Source organism: Microbispora sp. NBRC 16548, assembly GCF_030268985.1.
Classification (GTDB): domain Bacteria; phylum Actinomycetota; class Actinomycetes; order Streptosporangiales; family Streptosporangiaceae; genus Microbispora; species Microbispora catharanthi.
This window is the reverse complement of the sequence record NZ_BSSF01000016.1, coordinates 87,738-105,343: the sequence shown is the minus strand read 5'-3', so window position 1 is coordinate 105,343 and position 17,606 is coordinate 87,738. Positions and strand designations below refer to the sequence as shown.

Below are 17,606 nucleotides of genomic sequence, written 5' to 3'. Positions count from 1 at the left end.
ACACCCGGCCGACACCGGCCGTGCCGTACAACCATCCCGGAAAGGCGTCCACGAGAGGCACGACCCGTGAGCACGGTGCCCGTCACGCGAGCGAAATCGCCATTCGGAAAGGACCAGACGTGAGAGATCCACGGTTGACGCGGCGTAGGTTCCTCGCCATCACCGGTGCCAGTACGGCAGCCGGCGGACTGCTGACGACCAGCTCGGCGGGCAGCGCCGGCGGGCAACTGACGACCAGCTCGGCTGGCAGCGCCGGCGGGCAACTGACGACCAGCTCGGGGGGCAGGGCCGACGCGGCCACACGGGACCTCAACCAGGCGGTGTTCGCGGCCTTCGAGCGCCACCGGCTCGTTGCGATCGGTGAGTCACACGGCCAGCAGGAACACGGTGACGCGCAGCAGATGCTGCTCGCAGATCCGCGGTTGCCGCAGGTGGTCGACGACATCGTCGTCGAGTTCGGCAACGCGCTGTACCAGCCGATCGTCGACCGGTTCGTCGCCGGGGCGGCTGTCGACGACCAAGTGTTGCGGCAGGTCTGGCGGAACACCACGCAGTCGCCCGGGGCCACCGGCGACCAGCCGATCCGTGAACAGTTCTTCCGGACGGTCCGCGCCGTCAACTGGACGCTGCCTGCGGAGCGAAGGATCCGGGTGCTGCTCGGGGATCCGCCGATCGACTGGTCCCACATCACCACACAGGACCAAGTGGATGTCTTTCTCGCCCAACGTGACGCCCACATGGCGTCAGTGGTGAAACGGGAAGTGCTCGCCAAGAAACGCCGGGCACTGATCTGCTACGGCAGCGGGCACGTGATGCACTCGCCGGAGCCAGGACAGAACGCCGACCACGGAGTCCCGCTGATCGAGGAACAGACCGGCCAGCACGTCTACGTGATCGTGGCCGGTAGCCATCCCCGCCTGGTGACCTGTCCACGGCGCACCGTGATCCCGTGCTCGGGCACCTGGCTGGAATCCACCGACGCGGGACAGTTCATGGACGCGCCGCGGCTGTGCGGCGTTCCCTTGGGAAAGCTGGCCGACGCTGTGCTGTACCTGGGCCAACTGACGGACCTGACGCAGTCGCTGTGGAACCCCGCGATCTTCCTCGACCCGGTGTACTGGGCGGAACTCCAGAGGCGCGACGCGATCAACGGGAACCTCATCGACCTGGAACAGTACCGGCAGCAGCAGCCGATCACTTTGCCCGCGCCACCTCCCGGGAGCTGCGCCGCCGACCGCGGTCACTGACAGCGAGAAGCACGGATTCACCCCAGGGGCGGCTCGGGTTGGATCTGCCTATCGGCCGGGTTCTCCGGTTGCGGGCGGTTTCGTGGTAATTTCTTGATCGTAAGGTGCAGTGCTCGTACGCGAGCGCGTCGGGACATCCGGCCGGCACGACAGCCTCAGTAAAGGCTGTCTGGATCTCTCAGTGGAGAGTCTGCCTCGCCATGTCCTCAACCCTGTCTCCACGCGCGTGGGCGATCTTCCTGCTGGTGGTCGCCGCCGACATGCTCGATCTGCTGAGCACCACGGTGACCAACGTGGCTGCCCCGCACCATCGTGCGGGACCTCGGCGCCTCCTGGTCGCTGGCTCCCTGGCTCGGCGCGAGCTACACGCTCGCGATGGGCTCCCTCATGATCGTCGGCATCATCGCCACCTCGATCACGGTCCGCAGCCGCATCGCCTCCCACGGGCGCGTCGTCGTCTCGATCGGCGTGCTGCTGTTCGCCGTGGGCATCGTCGGCATGACGGTCGTGATCGAGGCCGTGCAGCAGCCGGTGCCGCTGATCGCCGCTCCGCTGTTCGTGGCCGGTCTGGGCACGGGCTGCTGCTTCGGCGCCGTGTTCGCGGTCGCCCTTGGCGATGTGAACTCCGCCCGCCGTCACCGCGGCATGCGCGGTGAGCATCCCGCTGCTTCCGCGCCGGGGAGCGCTTGCCCACTGAGCCTTCCACGCTTCCGCCGGAACGCATTCGCATTCACATCCGTACCGATCACCGGAGTATTTCCATGATTCTCGTCACCGGAGGCCGCGGCGCGGTCGCCACCCACCTGCTGACCCTGCTGCTCGAGGCCGGTCGCCCCGTACGCGTGGCCTCCAGCAACCCCGGACAGCTACGGGTCCCCGACGGCGTCACGGCCGTCACCTGCAACCTGCGGGATCCCGCCACCTTCCCGGCCGCTCTCGCCGGCGTCACCGAGGTCTTCCTGTACGCCGAGGCTTCGCACATCGCCGAGTTCGTCGACGCCGCCGTCACGGCCGGGGTGGAACACGTCGTCCTGCTGTCCTCCGCCAGCGTGCTGGACCCCGGCGCGGCCGGCAACCCGCTGGCCACGTCCCACCTCGACGTCGAGACCGCACTGCTCGGCGCACCGCTCACCACCACGATCCTGCGCCCCGGCTCCTTCGCCGGCAACGCGGCCGCCTGGGCCTGGCCCGTCAGGGCCGGGCGCCCGGTGAGCCTGCCCTACCCGGGCTCCCACACCGACCCCGTCCACGAAAGGGACCTCGCAGAAGTGGCCTTCACCGTGCTCACCGACCCGCGCCACCGGGGCCGGTGCCTCCACCTGACCGGCCCGGAGAGCCTCACGTTCAGCGAACAGATCGAGCAACTCGCCGAGATCACCAGCCGGCCGATCACCGCCAACCACGTCACCCCCGAGGAATGGAGGCAGGAGATGGCCGATTACATCCCCGGTCCTTACGCGGACGCTCTGCTCGACTACTGGCAGGCCAACGACGGCCGCCCCGTGCCCCTGACCGACACCGTCGAACAGGTCACCGGCCACGCTCCCCGCACCTTCGCCACCTGGGCCCGCGACCACGTCACGGACTTCATCGGGTAGCACCTTCATAGCGGGCCGCCGGGGCGTGGGTCACCCGACCTCGCTCCGGCGCGTTCGCGCGGCCTTGAGCAGCGCGGCCAGCATCACGATTCCGGCGATGACGCCCAGCCCGTGCTGGACGACGGAAACGGCCGGATATTCGGCGGCCGCGTAGCCGCCCGGCCGGAGGAGGGCCCACGGAAGCTTCCACGCCGCCCACGCGAACAGCGAACCCGACGACGTGAAGGCCAACGCCATGGGGATCCACAGGGGCATCCTCGGCCGTCCCGTGGCGAGCATGCGGATCGCAGCGGCGCCCATGACGGCCCAGAGCGCGGAGTTGCCGGCGAGCAGCCGTCCGTTGACGTCCATCAGGTCGCGGTGCGCGGGGGAGAGGCCGAGCGTTCCGCCCGCCGTCCAGTACGTCCATAGGAGGGCCAGCGCCGCGACCAGGATGTACAGAGCTCGCAGACCGGATCGGCCGAGGGGCGAGGGAGGGCGGTCACCGACGCGTCCGAGGAACGCGGCCGGCCACCTTTCCCGCATGTAGATGGGGAGCGCTATGGCCAGTCCCAGGGCCATGCCCGCGAATCCGATACCGATGAAGACCAGCTCCCACGATGGGGCGGCATCCCCGCCGCCGGAGTCGCCGCCTCCCGCGCCGCCTCCGAGGACGGCGCTGAACAGCATGTAGGGGATCATCGGTATGAGGAATCCCGCTCCCATCCAGGCGAAGAAGACCAGCGGCGGCGCCGGGACGGGACGTCCCCGTCGTCGCGCGAGGACCAGCCCCAAAGCGATGCCGACGACCGACATGGCGACGGTGACCGCGTTCAACAGGACCCAGTCGCCGTCGGTGAAGGTGGACGGTGTGTGCCCGAGCAGCGCCGCCACCACCCAGACGACCTTCACCGCGAGATAGAGCGACAGCGACAGTGCGGCGCCGTAGCCGGCCACCACGCGCACCGCGGTCCATCCTGCTCCGACCTGGTCCGTCCCGACCGGTGTCGTGGGGCCCTTCACCGTTGTGTCCAACCCATGTGCATGGTCGAGATCCTTCCGGCGAGCGCCGGCGCCGGCCTCCCCCGCGGGAACCACGCGGCTCCCCCGCATGGGGGAGCAGGTGAAGAGCCGCCGCGGGCCGTGTGAGACGATGATCGGCCCCGGGCGGTCGCGCCGGGGAGAACGGTGACGGGACGCCGACGAAGGGGCTTCACGGTATGGCTGTCATCCATCACACCACGCTGACGCCAAGCAAACTGGAGCTGCTCACGTCGTGGCTTCCCACCCAGCCCTGGTACGAAGGCAACGGGCGGCGGCCGGAGCTGACGAAGGCCGGGGGCTTCCGGCTCGACGACCCGCAGGGCGAGGTCGGCATGGAGTTCATGGTGGTCACCGACGTGTCCGGCGACCGTCCCGTCTCCTATCACGTGCCGCTCACTTACCGGGGGGCGCCGCTGGAGGGGGCTGATCGCGCTCTCATCGGGACGACGGAGCACGGCGTCCTGGGACGCCGGTGGATCTATGACGGCACCCACGATCCGGTCCTCGCCGCACAACTCCACGCCCTGTTCGTGGGGGACGTCGAGGCGCAGGATCAGAACGTGAGCGACACCCCCGACCCGTCGGTCACCAGAAGCTTCACGGGAGCCGCCGCGTCGGGCCCGATCCGGCCGACCGCCGTGGCCGACGCGCCGCACGCCACCGACATCGTCGTGGACGCCGCCACAGCGGAGGGAACAGTGGACGGCGGCCGGGGCGGACGGCTGACCATGCGGGTGACCCGCGTCCTGCGGCCCGGCGAAGCGGACATCGCGGAGGTCGCCGACGTCCTGGGTCACGTCGCGGCCGGTTGGCGGCTGCCGGACGGAGCCGAGGTCCGGGGCGTGTTCGCCGTCGTCACGGACGCGCCCCGCTGATCCTGACCTCCGATGAGCCGTCCGGCCGCCGGGCGAGGCCTCCGGCGCGGGGTGTCGTCGCCGTCGTGACAATCGGCCGCCGCTGGGGGATGCGGTCAGGAATCCGGCGTCCTGACGCGTGTCGTGGCGGCGAGGGCCGTGGCCGCCGCGGACCGCAGGGCTGCGTCGTCGTCCTCCTCCGAGGCCCAGGCGACGTGCCCGTCCGGACGGATCAGTGCGGCGCGGACCCGCCGCCATCCGGCCCGGGACTCGACCGGCTCGTCCGCGCACACAGTGAGTCCCGGCGGCGTGGGCGCTTCCGGGGACACGGTCACCCGGCCGGGCAGGGCGCGGCCCGCCCCCGTGAGGTCGAGGAACACGTAGCGCCCGGGGACGAGCAGCGCGAACAGCCCCGGCCCGCCGGACAGCCGCAGGTCCGGAGCCCGTGTCCCCACGAGCGGGTGATCACCGGCGCCCCGTCCGTACGACACGCCGATGCCGGAGACCTGCTCCGCCAGGAAGCGGGAGAACTCCGGCACCCGCGCGATGGCGTCGTCGAGGACCGATCGCAGGGCGAGAGTCTCGGGCGTGAACGTCGTCATGAGCGCGGTCTGCCCCCGGGTCAGGCGCAGCGTGGCCGCGCCGACCGGGTGCCTTTCCGCGTGGTAGCTGTCCAGCAGCCCGTCGGGAGCCCATCCCCGCACCGTGGCGGCCAGCTTCCAGCCGAGGTTCCACGCGTCCTGCACGCCGACGTTCAGGCCCATGCCCCCGGCCGGGTACAGGCGGTGCGCGGCGTCTCCGGCCAGGAGGACGCGGCCGCTGCGGTATCGGTCGGCGAGGCACGAGGCGGATCCCGTGCCGGACACCCACACGGGGTCGTGCAGGCCGAAGTCGGTGCCGGCGACGGCCACGAGCCAGGCGCGCAGTTCATTCTCCGCCGGCTGTCCCTCGTACCCGAGGGCGCCGGCGCCGTCGACGCCCGCCACCCGGTGGAGGCCGGGGCCGATGGGCACGACCAGCACCTGGCCGGCCTCGTTGGTCTTCTGGAAGTACGGCACCGCCGGGGGATCGTCGAGCGTCACGTCGGCGACCCAGGCGTACGCGGTGGAGCCGGTTCCCGGGAAGCCGATCCCGGCGGCCGAGCGGACCGCGCTGCCCGCTCCGTCACAGCCGACCAGGAACGCCGTCTCCATGGTGGAGGGCCCTCCCAGGCCCTCGGCCCGCACCACGACCCTGTCCGCCTCCTGGGTCAACGCGGTGAAGGCGTGCCCGCGCCGGACGTCCACCCCCAGGTCGCGGGCGTAGCCCTCCATCAACTCCTCGACCTTCGGCTGAGCGAGCAGAAGGACGTACGGGAAAGGGGTGTCGAGCGTCCCGTAGTTCATCCGGTGGTCGAGGAGACCGAAATGCGAGTCCGGCACCCGCCTGCCCTGCGTGACGAACGACTCGCCGACGCCGCGCGACGCCCACAGCTCCATCGTGCGGGGGTGGATCGTGAAGCCCTTGGAGTGCGGGTCGCGTTCCGCCCGCCTCTCCAGGACCGTGACCTCGACCCCCGCGAGACGTAACTCCGCCGCGAGCCACAGCCCGGTTGGGCCGCCTCCGACGATGACGACTTCTCCCATGTGCCTCTCCCGAGAACGATCCGCTGACCGTGATCTTCGGTGCGAGGACGGTGGACCGCGCGTGCAGCGCCCGACCCCTCGTCGCCCCGTCATCCTCTCCCGGCGGAGGGGACGGCGCCAGCCGGCGAGGGCCCGCTATGGGCGGGGCCGTCGCAGGACGCGGACCTGCCGGGGGGCCAGGGTCGTGTCCCGGGCCAGGGCGGGGCCGTGGAGGGGGTCGCCGGGGATCGCGGACAGGTCGACGTGCCGGTCCGTACGGTTGATCAGGAACCAGTAGTCGTCCGTTCCGTCGGTGCGGACGGCGACGTCGACCAAGCCGCGTGCCTCGGGCGGCAGTTCCGAGGCAACCTCGGCGGCGTCCAGCAGGTGAGGAAGGACGACCCCCAGACCCTCCGGGCCGAGCCGCGTGGAGACGTACGACGCCGAGCCCGCTCCCGTACGGCGCGTCGTGACGGCGGGACGGCCCGCGTGGTCGCCGGTCTTGTACGTCGCCACGACCTCGGTCGCGGGGCCGGTGAGGTCGATCCGGTCGGTCCAGAGGGTGCCGGTCACGCCGAGGTCGAGGTCGACGGCCTCGCCGTCCGGCAGGGGGCCGAACTCCTCGATGCGGATGCCGAGCAGGTCGCGCAGGGCCCCGGGGTAGCCGCCGAGCCATACGTGGTCGTCCTCGTCGACGACGCCGGAGAAGTAGGTGGTGACGAGGTGCCCGCCGGAGGCGACGTAGTCCTCCAGCCGCCGGGCCAGAGCGGCGGGCACGACGTGCAGGATCGGGGCCACGAGCAGCCGGTAGCCGCTGAGGTCGTCGTCCACGTCGACCACGTCCGCCCGGACCCCCGCGTCGAGGAACGCGGTGTACCAGTCGAGAGCCTCCTGGCGGTAGCGCAGCAGCGAGGTGGGGTGGGAGTCGAGCTCGGCGGCCCACCAGGAGTCCCAGTCGAACACCACCGCCACGGGGGCGCGCAGCCGCCGGGTGCCTGCGACGGGCGCGAGGGCGGCCAGTGTGGCGCCCAGGTCGGCGACCGACCGGAACACGTCGCTGTCGGTGCCCGCGTGGGGGACCATCGCCGAGTGGTACTTCTCGGCTCCGCCGGCCGACTGCCGCCATTGGAAGAAGCAGACGGCGTCGGCGCCGTAGGCGACGTGGGTGAGCGAGTCGCGGGCCATGCCGCCGGGCTTCTTGGCCAGGTTGACCGGCTGCCAGTTGACCGCGCTGGTGGAGTGCTCCATCAGGTACCACGGCCGGCCGCCGGCGAGTGAGCCGGTGAGGTTCGCCGAGAAGGACAGCTCGTCCTGGGCCTGGGGACCGGTCAGCAGGTAGTGGTCGTTGGAGACGAAGTCCACCTCGGCGGCCCAGTCGGCGTAGTCCATGCCCTTGGTCTCGCCCATGACCATGAAGTTCGTGGTCACGGGGATGTCCGGGGTCAGCTCGCGCAGGGCGTCGCGTTCCGCGCGCAGGTAGTCCTTCAGCGCGTCGGAGGAGAAGCGCTTGAAGTCCAGTTGCTGGGTGGGGTTGGGGTAGGAGGCCGCCAGGCGCGGCGGCAGGATCTGCGCCCAGTCGCTGTAGCGCTGGGACCAGAACGAGGTCGCCCAGGCGCGGTTCAGCTCGTCCAGCGTGCCGTACCGTGCCCGCAGCCACTCACGGAAGGCGGCCGCGGCGTCGTCGGAGAAGTCGTAGACGTTGTGGCAGCCGAGTTCGTTGGAGATGTGCCAGGCGGCGAGAGCGGGGTGGTCGCCGTAGCGCTCGGCGAGGGCCCGGGTCAGCCGCAGCGCGTGCCGGCGGAAGACCGGCGAGGTCGGCCGCCAGTGCTGCCGCGCCCCCGGCCACACCGTGTGGCCCTGCTGGTCCACGGGGAGGATCTCCGGGTGATTCGCGCTCAGCCACGGCGGCGGCGAGGCCGTCGCCGTGGCCAGGTCGACCGCGATGTCGTGGGCGTGCAGCAGGTCCATCGCCTCGTCGAGCCAGTCGAAGTCCCAGACGTCCTCGCTCGGCTGGATCCGCGCCCACGAGAAGATCGCCAAGGAGACGATGTTCACCCCGGCCGCCCGCATGGCGCGCATGTCCTCGTCCCAGACCTCCCGGGGCCACTGCTCGGGGTTGTAGTCGGCCCCGAACCCCAGGCGGGCCCGTCCGGGGTCGGACGGCCAGCGCACCCAGCGGTGTCGGTCAGCGTTCACAACGACTCCTTCCAAGGATGGTTACGTGGTCTTCCAGCCGGCCGCTGCCGGCGACGCGCCGGCGAGTACGCCGGCGGAGACGACGGCCAGCGCCGTGAGCGCGCAGGCCAGTGAACGGCGGCGGGAGTGCGTTCCGGGGTGGGTGCGGGGGTGGGAGTGCATGGTGCTTCCTCTCGTGCTTCCTCTTGGGGAGGACCGGCAGCCGGGCCGGGGCGGAGTCCGCTTGACCTGCCTGTTGGACCCCGTCTGTCGAATCGGGGGATCGGGCTGTCGGTGGCCGGGACGGCGCCGCCGGTCGGCGGCGCGCGGAAGTACGTATGCGGTGGTGCGGTGATGCGGCTGCGGTGAAATCGGCGCGGTGGAATCGGCGCGGTGGAATCGGCGCGTGGCGCCGGGAACGCGCGGGCCCGGGTCTGGGGCCGATGGTCTCGGGCTTATGGTCTCGGGCCGATGGTCTGGGGCTCGTCCTGCCGCCGCGCTCCCCGCGGAACGGCGGCAGCTATGGCGCCGGTGACTACGGTGACTTCTACTTGACGGTGAAGCCCTGCTCCTCGCCGTACTTGAGGGAGGCGTCCTGCCAGGCCTTCAGGCCGTCCTGCAGGGTGGTGGAGGAGGTGTACGCCTTACCGACCGTGTCGTTGAAGATGCTGTTGGCGTAGACCTGGAAGGGCAGGTAGGACCAGCCGCTGACGACCTGCGAGGCGGACTCGGCGAGCACCTGGTTGACCTTCTGGCCGCCGAAGTAGGGGAACTCCTTGTCCTGGAACTTCGGGTCCTGCAGCTGGGCGGTGGTGGCGGGGAAGGCGCCGCCGTCGACCCGGGTCTGCACCCCCTCGTCGACGTTCGCGTACTTCAGGAAGGCGTAGGCGAGGTTCTTGTTGGCGCTCGCCTCGGGGATCGCCAGCGAGCTGCCGCCGTTCTCGGCGGTGGCCCTGCCTCCGGCCTCCCACTGCGGCATGGGCGCGACCTGCCACTTGCCCTCCCCGGCCTTGACCCCGGACTCGAGGTTGGCGGGCATCCAGGCGCCGATGACCAGGGTGGCGATAGTGCCGTCGCCCAGGCCCTTGTACCAGGCGTCGCTCCAGCTGGTGGCCGGCGCGAGCAGCTTGCCGTCGACCAGCTTCTGCCAGAGGGCGGTGAACTTCTGCGTGCCCGGCTCGGCGAAGTCGATGCCGACCGTGGTGCCGTCGACGGTGTACGGCTTGCCGCCCGCCTGCCAGATCATGCTGGTGGTGAAGCCCGCGTCACCGGTGTCGTTGGTGATGTACGCCTTCGGGTTCGCCTTGTGCAGCTTCTCGGCGTCGGCCGCGAACTCGTCCCAGGTGGTGGGCACCTTGAGGTCGTACTTGTCGAAGACCTCCTTGTTGTAGAACAGCGCCATCGGGCCGGAGTCCATGGGCAGGCCGTAGATGCCGTTGCCGACGTGCACGGAGCTCCACGGGCCGGGGGTGAAGGTGCCGTCCAGCTTGCCCGCGCCCAGGGCGCCGAGGTCGGCGACAGACTTGGCGAGGGCGAACTGCGGCAGGGCGTAGTACTCCACCTGGGCGACGTCCGGGACGCCCGAGCCGGCCTTGATCGCGTTCTGCAGGGCGGTGTACTGGTCGTTGCCGGTGCCGGCGTTGACGAGGTTGACCTTGACCTTCGGATACTTGGCCTGGAAGTCCGCGACGACCTGCTTGAGCGTCGGCTCCCACGCCCAGACGGTGATGGAGCCGCCGGTGTCGAGCGCCTTCTGGATGTCGGCGTCGGAGACGGCCGCGGACGCCGCGGGTGCGGCGGTTTCGCCGGCGCCCGAGGAGGAGCCGTCGTCGCCGGAGCCGCAGGCGCCGGCGGTGAGCGACACGGTCAGGGCCGCGCCCAGCAGGAGGGCGCGACGGCGGGTTATCGCCATGGGATGTGCCTTTCTGGATTATCGGGGGAGACAGACGTCGGTGGGAGCGGCCATGCCGTGCCGGTCATGCCGTGCCGGATATTCCTTGGCCGGTCATTCCTTGACGCTTCCGGCGGCCAGGCCCGACTGCCAGTAGCGCTGCAGCAGCAGGAACGCCGCGATCAGCGGGACGACGGTGAGCAGCGATCCGGTGATCACGAGGTTGAAGACGGCCTCGCCGCCCGCCGTGAGAGCCTGCTGGTTCCATTCCTTGAGGCCGACGGTGAGCGGATACCAGTCGGGGTCCTTCAGCATGATCAGCGGCAGGAAGTAGTTGTTCCAGGTCGCGACCATGTTGAAGAGCAGGACCGTGACCAGGCCGGGCGCCAGCAGCGGCAGGCTGATGCGGAAGAAGGTGCGGAACTCGCCCGAGCCGTCCACCCGCGCCGACTCGAGGATCTCCTTCGGGACGGCGTCGGTGGCGAAGGTCCACATCAGATACAGGCCGAACGGCGAGACCAGCGACGGGATGATGATCGCCCACGGGGTGTCGGTCAGGCCCATCTTGGCGAACATCAGGAACGTGGGGACGGCGAGCGCGGTGCCGGGCACCGCCACCGCCCCGATCACCACGGCGAACACCGCCTTCTTGCCGGGGAAGTCGAACTTCGCCAGCCCGTAGCCGGCGAGCGTCGCCAGCAGGGTCGCGCCGCCCGCCCCGACGACCACGTACAGCAGGGTGTTGAGCAGCCAGCGGACGAAGATCCCATCCTTGTAGGTGAAGGTCGTGCCGATGTTGTCGAACAGGGCGAAGTCGCCGTCGAACCACAGGCCGAAGGAGCCCAGCAGCCCCTCCTGGGTCTTGGTGGCGTTGATCACCAGCCACACCAGGGGGAGCAGCGTGTAGACGAGCATGAGCGCCGTCAGCACGGTCAGCGTCGCGCTGCGGCGGCCTGTCGCGGACCGGCGCCGCCGGACGACCAGGGGGCCCCGGGCCGCGACGGTCTTCGGGCGAGGCGCTCGGTCGGCGGTGGGAGTGGAGGTCGCCATGGCTCAGACCGCCTTCCGCATGCCGCGCAGCTGGACGAGGTAGGCGACGATCATCGTGATGATCCCCATGACGATGGCGACCGTCGCCGAGTAGTTGAACTGCTGACCCGCGAAGGACAGCGAGTAGGCGTAGTAGTTCGGCGTGAAGTAGGTGGTGACCGAGTTCGGCGCGATCGTCTTGAGGATGCTCGGCTCGTTGAACAGCTGGAAGCTGCCGATGATCGAGAAGATCGTGGCGATCAGCAGCGCGCCGCGCAGGGCGGGCAGCTTGATCGCCCAGATGATCCGGAGCTGGCCGGCCCCGTCGAGCGCGGCGGCCTCGTACAGCGAGGGGTTCACCACCTTCAGCGCCGAGTAGAGGATCAGCATGTTGTAGCCCACGAACTCCCAGGTCACGATGTTGCCGATGGAGGCGAGGACCAGGTCGGGCGACAGCGGGTCGGGCAGCGAGAGCCCGAACGCCTCGTTGAGGTTGCCGACCAGGCCGAATCTGGTGCCGTACATGAAGCCCCACATCAGCGCGGCGACGACCGCGGGCACCGCGTACGGCAGGAACACCGAGATCCGGAAGAACGCCGACCCGTACAGCCTGCCGCTGTCGATCGCGAGCGCGACCAGCAGCGCGAGGAACAACATGATCGGCACCTGGACGACCAGGAAGAGCGCGACGCGCCCGAACGCCGACCAGAACTGCGGGTCCTGCAGGACCTTGAGGTAGTTGTCGGCGCCGACGAAGGCGGTCCCGCCGATGAGCCGGGTGCGGAACAGGCTCAGGTAGATCGAGTACGCGATCGGGGCCAGGAAGACCAGCGCGAAGACCGCCATGAAGGGCCCGACGAACTGCCAGCCCACCCATGACCGGCGTCTGCCGGCCAAGACCCCCCGAGCATTCGAATACCCTTCCGAGACCACCGGCTCGCTCCTCTCCGCGGCGTGGTTACCGGCCGTGACTCTCCCGTTCACGTGAACATCACGAGCATGTTTACGTGAACATCGCGAGCGAACGAGCACGGCTCGGTTGTTGCGGAGGGTGATTTCTCGAGTCGCCAAGGTTATGTTTACGTAAACTTCTGCTGCGGTATGGTGGCACCCGTCCTACGAGAGGTCAAGGGCTCCCCACGTCACGCCCGGTCGGATCGCGGCGTACGATCTCCGGCGACGGGGCGAGCAGGCGGGAGCGACACAGGAATGGATCCGGACGGCCCGGCCCGGCAGGTCCCGGCGCCGATGGGCGGCGCGCAGCGGGGTGGCTCGGGCGTCCCGGGCGGGCGCCGCAAGCAGCGGGTCTCCATGGCCGACGTGGCCAGGCTCGCGGGCGTCTCGTCCCAGACGGTGTCCAGGGTCGCCAACGGCCACCCCGGCGTCGTCGGCGCGACCCGCGAGCAGGTGCTCGCGGCGATGCGGGAGCTGGGCTACCGCCCCAACAGCGCCGCCCGGGCGCTGCGCTACGGGCAGTTCAACACGATCGGCGTGATCCTCTTCGGGCTGGCCTCGACCGGCAACAGCCGCACCGTGGAGGCGATCGCCACCCACGCCGCGGCCGAGGGCTACGCGATCACGCTGATCCCCATCGGCATCCCCACCCAGGACAACGTGCTGGGCGCCTTCACCCGGATGGGCGAGCTGGCCGTCGACGCCGTCATCGTCATCATCGAGATCCACCTGCTCGACGCGGGCACGGTGACGCTTCCTCCCGGAGTCCACGTCGTCGTCGTGGACTCCGACGCCGGAGACCGCTACAGCGTCGTCGACACCGACCAGGCCGAAGGCGCCCGGCTCGCCGTACGCCATCTCCTCGACCTGGGGCACGAGACGGTCTGGCACGTCACCGGCCCGGAGACGTCCTTCGCCGGCCAGCGCCGCGCGCAGGCGTGGCGCCTGGCCCTGGAGGAGGCGGGGCGTCCCGTGCCCCCGCCGCTGCACGGCGACTGGTCGGCCGAGTCGGGCTACGCCGCCGGGCTGGCGCTCGCGAGCGAACCCGGCTGCACGGCGGTGTTCGCCTCCAACGACCAGATGGCCCTCGGGCTGCTGCGCGCCTTCCACGAGCGGGGGCGGGCGGTCCCCGCCGACATCAGCGTGGTCGGCTTCGACGACATCCCCGACGCCTCCTGCTTCGTGCCTCCGCTGACGACCGTCCACCAGGACTTCGCCGAGGTCGGCAGGCGCTGCGTCCAGGGGGTCCTGCGGCAGATCCGCGAGGGCGGCGCATCCCAGCCCGGCACCGAGCTCGTCCCCACCCGCCTGGTCGTCCGCGAGAGCACGGCGCCGCCGCGCACCCGGCCGTGAGGCGGCATCCCGGGCAGGCCGAGCGTCATCTGGCCCTCCCGGCGGTCAGCGAAGGCATGGCGAGGATCACGGCGGCGAGCCATCCGGCAGGGTCCGCGGTGAGGCGCGGCGCCGCCTGCGCCTCCCACCACGACCGCGCGGCGAGGATCGTCTCCGTCTGCCCCGTCCGGCCGTCCCGGTAGGCGGCCTCGCGTTGCCCGGTCTCCCGGACGACGACGCGGCCCCGCTTCGCACCGGCGTCGTAGTCGTTCCAGTTGATGCCGTGGCCGGCCCACAGCATCTCCTGCATCTGGCCGGTGGACCTGCCGTGGAGCTCCCGGTGGGAGAACTTCGCCTGGGCGGCCATGGTGATGCTGTTGCGCACGCAGTCGTTCTGCCGCCACAGGAAGTAGTTCGCGACTTCGAAAGGGTCGGCGAGGGTGAACGCGCGGGCGTCGAACATGGCACGCCGGCCGCCGGCGCCGCCGGTGACGTACGCCTCGTCGAACGTGATCGTCGCGATGCTCGCGGCCACGCTGACGATCTTTTGCGTCACGCCGCCGAACCACGGCTGCGAGGACGGGGTGGCGAAGTCGGTCATGAGGACGCTGCACTCGTCGGACTGGACGTACGCGAACACGCTGCCGGTGATCTCCTCGCACAACGCCCTGCCGACCTCGTTCATGGCGTCGATGACCGCGCGGTCGAACGGCCGCTCGGCGTCGCGGAGGAAGGTGTGGAACGCCCGCCCGTCCACGCGGAGGATCGTGTACGCCCGGCGCGGCAGCACACTCCTGGTTACGTACTCGTACGCCTTCATGCGGTCGCCGAGCGCGGTCCTGTCGCTCATGCCGGTCTCTCCTTGGCCTCCGCCGCCTGGCCGGTCCGGGGGTGGAATGGGTGATGCAGGATCTCACGCCACGGGGGAGGGGCCGCCACCGCTTATCGCCACCGAGGACGGAGGCCGGCATCCTCAAGGCCGGTGGGTCAGGAGGCGGGGGTCGGTTTCGCCGTCGGCCTGTTCAGCCGTCTACCTTTTCATCGGCGACCTGGAGCCTGCCCAGGAGCATGAGCAGGAGCTCGTCCACGATCTGGTCGCGCGTGGCGTCGACCCAGCCGACGGCCCAGTCGTGCATGAGCCCGTTGATCGCTCCGATGAACGCGGCGGCCGTGACGCGGAAGTCGCGCGGGGGAATCTCGCCGCGGCCGGCGGCGTCGTCCAGCTGCTCGCACAGGAAGTCGATCCATCGGGCGCGGCGGTCCAGGCGCTGGCGGTCGAGCCGGGCGCTGACGCCGATGATCTCCACGAACGCGATGCGGGTGTGGCGGGGGTCGGCGGTGGCCCCGGCGGCGTACGCGCGGAACAGTTGGGTGCAGCGGTCGATGGGCTCCAGGTGCCGCACCTGGGGCAGGACGTCGAGGACGGCCTGCTGGGCGGCGTCGTTGACGTACAGGTGCAGCTCGGCCAGCAGGTCCTCCAGGGTGTGGAACTCCTCGTAGAACTGGCGGCTGGACAGGCCCGCGGCCCGGCACACGTCCGTGATCCTCGTGGCGCGGTAGCCGGGGCCGGCGCCGAACAGGTCGAGGCCCGCCTTCAAGAAGCGCCCGCGGCGCTCGGCCTGCCGTTCTGCCGCCGACCTGCCGCCGTACCGGCCCGCCGCCGGGGTGATCCTGCCCGCCACCGCGTCCTCCGCATCCGTGATGCATGAATTTTGGGCCTTGTCGCGGGCGTCAGACGTGCCTACTATCCAGTAACAAGTTTGAATATCGAAATGTTCAGACTTGCGGGGTCGCGCGCGAAGGCGTGCGGACCCCTCCGGCCGGCCATGCTCGATCTCCGCCCACCTCCCACCCCCCGGAGGAAGAACATGCACGCTTCGGCCCTCGCACGCCTGCGCAGATCCCTGCTCGCCGCCGCCGTGGCGGTCGCCGGCGCCGTCGTCTGCGGCGTTCCCGCCGGTCCCGCGAGCGCCGCCGACGGACTGCGCGAGGTGATGTTCGTCGGCAACAACTGGGACGGCACCGCGGACGTCATCGAGTCGAGCGGGAGCTTCGCCAGGATCGGCCGGATCAACGTCATCCCCGACAAGGCCCGGCGGCTGGCCGAGATCTACCTCAACCCCATCAAGCTGGCCTTCTTCCTGGGCATCCGGCAGGGGCCCGGCGAGGGGCACGACCAGTTCGTCGACGACATGTACGCCACCCCGGACGGCACCGCCATGGTCGTCTCCCGCCCGAGCTTCGCCGACGTGGTGTCGATCGACCTGGCCACCGGGGCTCTCAGATGGCGGTTCCCCGTCTCCGGCTTCCGCGCCGACCACATGGCCGTGTCGCCCGACGGCACCCGGGTCGCGGTGTCGGCCTCCACCTCCAACACCGTGCACGTCCTGGACATCAACACCGGCAGGCAGCTCGGCTCGTTCGGCACGGGGGACAAGCCGCACGAGAACATCTTCACCGGCGGCGGCAAATACATCTGGAACATGTCGATCGGCGAGGTCAACAACGACTTCGACAGCCCGTCGCAGGACTGGCTGAAGGGCGACCGCCACATCACGATCGCGGACGCCTCGACGTACAAGGTCGTCAGGACCATCGACATGCGCGACCGGCTGAACGCCTTCGGCCGCGGTGACCTGTCGGACGCGGTGCGGCCCGCCGTCTTCACCCCCGACGAGTCGAAGCTGTACTTCCAGCTCTCGTTCTTCAACGGCTTCGCCGAGTACGACACGGCCACCGACAAGATCACGCGGATCAAGACCCTGCCGAAGAACCCGGCTACCAGCGAGGACCGCACCACCTGGGTGAACGACTCCCGGCACCACGGGCTGTCGATCAACCCCGCCGGCGACAAGCTCTGCGTCGCCGCGACGATGGACGACTACGCCACCGTCGTCGACCGGGCCACGCTGCAGGAGGGCCCGCTGGTGAGCGCGTCCAAGCCCTACTGGGCCACCGTCAGCGGCGACGGACGGGCCTGCGTCATCTCCGAGAGCGGCGCCGATCGGGTCACCGCCATCGACTTCGCGACCGGGCAGAAGATCACCTCGGTGCCGGTCGGCGACCACCCGCAACGTGTCCGCATCGCCCGCATCCCGGCCGGTTGGACTCCTCCGGCCGCCGGCTGAACCCCCCGGGAGTGCCGGGACGGGCCGCCCCGTCCCGGCATCACCGGACGCGCTCGCCCGGCCTTCGGATTCGTACCCGCTCGTCAGCCGGACGGCGACCACGACGGCCACCACGAGCGCGATCGCGACCACGACCGCGACCGGTGGCGGTCATCGGCGATGCGCCCGCCGTCGACCGGGCCACCATGGCCAGCACGCCGGCGGCGACGACCACGAGCAGAGGGACGGACAGCACGAGGCCGAACTCCCCCAGGATGAGCGTGCTAAGGATCCAGACAGGGGTCACGCACACGAGCAGCAGCGATCCGACGATCCACGCGCCCGCGACCTGCGTCACCCGCAACGTAACGAGCGACGGCGGCTTGGGCGCGCCGGCCGGCACCGGTTCCGCGTCCATGGTGATGTGACGACGATGCGGTCCTGATCACGAGCTGTCCAGCGTGGGGGAGATCCTGCTGGTTCGGCCGACGGCCGTTCGGGTGCCCTGCGGGAGCGTGCCCGCCTCAGGAGATGCGGGCACGCTCCCCGGGGGAGCCCCGTGGAGACTCAGGCGTCGTCGTCCTCCAGTCGAATGGCCGCGGCAGGGCAGACGGCGGCGGCCTCGCGGACCGCGGTGTGCTGGTCCTCGGCGGGCTCGGGCTCCAGCAGGACGACGATGCCGTCCTCGTCGCGCTGGTCGAACACCTCCGGTGCGATCAGTACGCACTGCCCGGCGCCGCAGCACTTCGCCTCGTCGACGATGGCCTTCATGTCCATGTCCTCCTTGCCGAT

17 protein-coding genes are annotated in these 17,606 nt (G+C 70.5%); 6 read left to right on the top strand and 11 right to left on the bottom strand.

Going from position 1 to position 17,606, the window contains the following annotated elements:
* The first annotated feature begins 119 nt into the window (after positions 1 to 119).
* From QSK36_RS34895 to QSK36_RS34885, 3 genes are all read left to right on the top strand, one after another.
* The gene (locus QSK36_RS34895; RefSeq protein ID WP_285785344.1) at positions 120 to 1,247 is read left to right on the top strand and encodes a hypothetical protein; all 1,128 of its coding nucleotides are present in this window, start codon (positions 120 to 122) and stop codon (positions 1,245 to 1,247) included.
* 387 nt (positions 1,248 to 1,634) lie between these two features.
* A complete protein-coding gene (locus tag QSK36_RS34890) occupies positions 1,635 to 2,012 on the top strand; it encodes a hypothetical protein (protein WP_285785343.1) in 378 nt (125 codons plus the stop codon).
* A complete protein-coding gene (locus QSK36_RS34885) occupies positions 2,009 to 2,845 on the top strand; it encodes an SDR family oxidoreductase (RefSeq protein WP_285785342.1) in 837 nt (278 codons plus the stop codon). Before QSK36_RS34890 ends, QSK36_RS34885 begins: the two co-directional genes overlap by 4 nt.
* Before the next feature lie 30 nt (positions 2,846 to 2,875).
* On the opposite strand, the gene QSK36_RS34880 is transcribed toward QSK36_RS34885, so the two are convergent.
* Positions 2,876 to 3,790, bottom strand: coding sequence for a hypothetical protein (locus QSK36_RS34880; RefSeq protein WP_285785341.1), 915 nt, complete (start codon positions 3,788 to 3,790; stop codon positions 2,876 to 2,878).
* A gap of 254 nt (positions 3,791 to 4,044) precedes the next feature.
* On the opposite strand from QSK36_RS34880, the gene QSK36_RS34875 reads away from it, so the two are divergent.
* The gene (locus QSK36_RS34875) at positions 4,045 to 4,743 is read left to right on the top strand and encodes a maltokinase N-terminal cap-like domain-containing protein (protein ID WP_285785340.1); all 699 of its coding nucleotides are present in this window, start codon (positions 4,045 to 4,047) and stop codon (positions 4,741 to 4,743) included.
* Positions 4,744 to 4,838: 95 nt separating this feature from the next.
* On the opposite strand, the gene QSK36_RS34870 is transcribed toward QSK36_RS34875, so the two are convergent.
* The 6 genes from QSK36_RS34870 to QSK36_RS34845 all read right to left on the bottom strand — a co-directional run bounded on the left by QSK36_RS34870 (position 4,839) and on the right by QSK36_RS34845 (position 12,318).
* Positions 4,839 to 6,440, bottom strand: a complete 1,602-nt coding sequence (locus QSK36_RS34870) for an FAD-dependent monooxygenase (RefSeq protein WP_285785339.1) — start codon at positions 6,438 to 6,440, stop codon at positions 4,839 to 4,841.
* Positions 6,441 to 6,482: 42 nt separating this feature from the next.
* Positions 6,483 to 8,522, bottom strand: a complete 2,040-nt coding sequence (locus QSK36_RS34865) for a beta-galactosidase (protein ID WP_285785338.1) — start codon at positions 8,520 to 8,522, stop codon at positions 6,483 to 6,485.
* A 21-nt stretch (positions 8,523 to 8,543) separates the two neighbouring features.
* Positions 8,544 to 8,684, bottom strand: coding sequence for a hypothetical protein (locus QSK36_RS34860; RefSeq protein WP_285785337.1), 141 nt, complete (start codon positions 8,682 to 8,684; stop codon positions 8,544 to 8,546).
* 364 nt (positions 8,685 to 9,048) lie between these two features.
* Entirely contained in the window at positions 9,049 to 10,413 is a 1,365-nt protein-coding gene (locus QSK36_RS34855) for an ABC transporter substrate-binding protein (RefSeq protein WP_285785336.1), read from the bottom strand.
* Between the two features lie 93 nt (positions 10,414 to 10,506).
* Positions 10,507 to 11,442 (bottom strand): carbohydrate ABC transporter permease, encoded by a 936-nt coding sequence (locus QSK36_RS34850; RefSeq protein ID WP_285785335.1) that lies wholly within the window; start codon positions 11,440 to 11,442, stop codon positions 10,507 to 10,509.
* Between the two features lie 3 nt (positions 11,443 to 11,445).
* Entirely contained in the window at positions 11,446 to 12,318 is an 873-nt protein-coding gene (locus tag QSK36_RS34845; protein ID WP_285785334.1) for a carbohydrate ABC transporter permease, read from the bottom strand.
* A 312-nt stretch (positions 12,319 to 12,630) separates the two neighbouring features.
* Here QSK36_RS34845 and QSK36_RS34840 point away from each other — a divergent pair, with 312 nt between their 5' ends.
* Positions 12,631 to 13,728, top strand: coding sequence for a LacI family DNA-binding transcriptional regulator (locus QSK36_RS34840; RefSeq protein ID WP_285785333.1), 1,098 nt, complete (start codon positions 12,631 to 12,633; stop codon positions 13,726 to 13,728).
* A 25-nt stretch (positions 13,729 to 13,753) separates the two neighbouring features.
* Here the strand turns inward: QSK36_RS34840 and QSK36_RS34835 are convergent, their stop codons facing one another.
* A complete protein-coding gene (locus QSK36_RS34835; protein ID WP_285785332.1) occupies positions 13,754 to 14,557 on the bottom strand; it encodes a tRNA(His) guanylyltransferase Thg1 family protein in 804 nt (267 codons plus the stop codon).
* Positions 14,558 to 14,729: 172 nt separating this feature from the next.
* Positions 14,730 to 15,389 (bottom strand): TetR/AcrR family transcriptional regulator, encoded by a 660-nt coding sequence (locus QSK36_RS34830; protein WP_285785331.1) that lies wholly within the window; start codon positions 15,387 to 15,389, stop codon positions 14,730 to 14,732.
* Between the two features lie 186 nt (positions 15,390 to 15,575).
* Between QSK36_RS34830 and QSK36_RS34825 the strand changes: the two genes are divergently transcribed.
* Positions 15,576 to 16,835, top strand: a complete 1,260-nt coding sequence (locus QSK36_RS34825) for a YncE family protein (protein WP_285785330.1) — start codon at positions 15,576 to 15,578, stop codon at positions 16,833 to 16,835.
* 40 nt (positions 16,836 to 16,875) lie between these two features.
* Here the strand turns inward: QSK36_RS34825 and QSK36_RS34820 are convergent, their stop codons facing one another.
* On the bottom strand, positions 16,876 to 17,232 hold the full coding sequence (locus tag QSK36_RS34820) for a hypothetical protein (RefSeq protein ID WP_285785329.1): 357 nt from the start codon (positions 17,230 to 17,232) through the stop codon (positions 16,876 to 16,878).
* A gap of 149 nt (positions 17,233 to 17,381) precedes the next feature.
* Complete coding sequence (locus QSK36_RS34815) at positions 17,382 to 17,585, bottom strand: ferredoxin (RefSeq protein ID WP_285785328.1); 204 nt, start codon at positions 17,583 to 17,585, stop codon at positions 17,382 to 17,384.
* Positions 17,586 to 17,606: the final 21 nt, after the last annotated feature.

Bases quoted from the DNA above. Each gene is read 5' to 3' on its own strand.
- QSK36_RS34890 (WP_285785343.1), top strand. From the start codon at position 1,635: ATGATCGTCGGCATCATCGCCACCTCGATCACGGTCCGCAGCCGCATC.
- QSK36_RS34885 (WP_285785342.1), top strand. From the start codon at position 2,009: ATGATTCTCGTCACCGGAGGCCGCGGCGCGGTCGCCACCCACCTGCTG.
- QSK36_RS34875 (WP_285785340.1), top strand. From the start codon at position 4,045: ATGGCTGTCATCCATCACACCACGCTGACGCCAAGCAAACTGGAGCTG.
- QSK36_RS34870 (WP_285785339.1), bottom strand. From the start codon at position 6,440: ATGACGGGGCGACGAGGGGTCGGGCGCTGCACGCGCGGTCCACCGTCC.
- QSK36_RS34860 (WP_285785337.1), bottom strand. From the start codon at position 8,684: ATGCACTCCCACCCCCGCACCCACCCCGGAACGCACTCCCGCCGCCGT.
- QSK36_RS34855 (WP_285785336.1), bottom strand. From the start codon at position 10,413: ATGGCGATAACCCGCCGTCGCGCCCTCCTGCTGGGCGCGGCCCTGACC.
- QSK36_RS34850 (WP_285785335.1), bottom strand. From the start codon at position 11,442: ATGGCGACCTCCACTCCCACCGCCGACCGAGCGCCTCGCCCGAAGACC.
- QSK36_RS34840 (WP_285785333.1), top strand. From the start codon at position 12,631: ATGGATCCGGACGGCCCGGCCCGGCAGGTCCCGGCGCCGATGGGCGGC.
- QSK36_RS34835 (WP_285785332.1), bottom strand. From the start codon at position 14,557: ATGAGCGACAGGACCGCGCTCGGCGACCGCATGAAGGCGTACGAGTAC.
- QSK36_RS34825 (WP_285785330.1), top strand. From the start codon at position 15,576: ATGCACGCTTCGGCCCTCGCACGCCTGCGCAGATCCCTGCTCGCCGCC.
- QSK36_RS34820 (WP_285785329.1), bottom strand. From the start codon at position 17,232: ATGGACGCGGAACCGGTGCCGGCCGGCGCGCCCAAGCCGCCGTCGCTC.
- QSK36_RS34815 (WP_285785328.1), bottom strand. From the start codon at position 17,585: ATGAAGGCCATCGTCGACGAGGCGAAGTGCTGCGGCGCCGGGCAGTGC.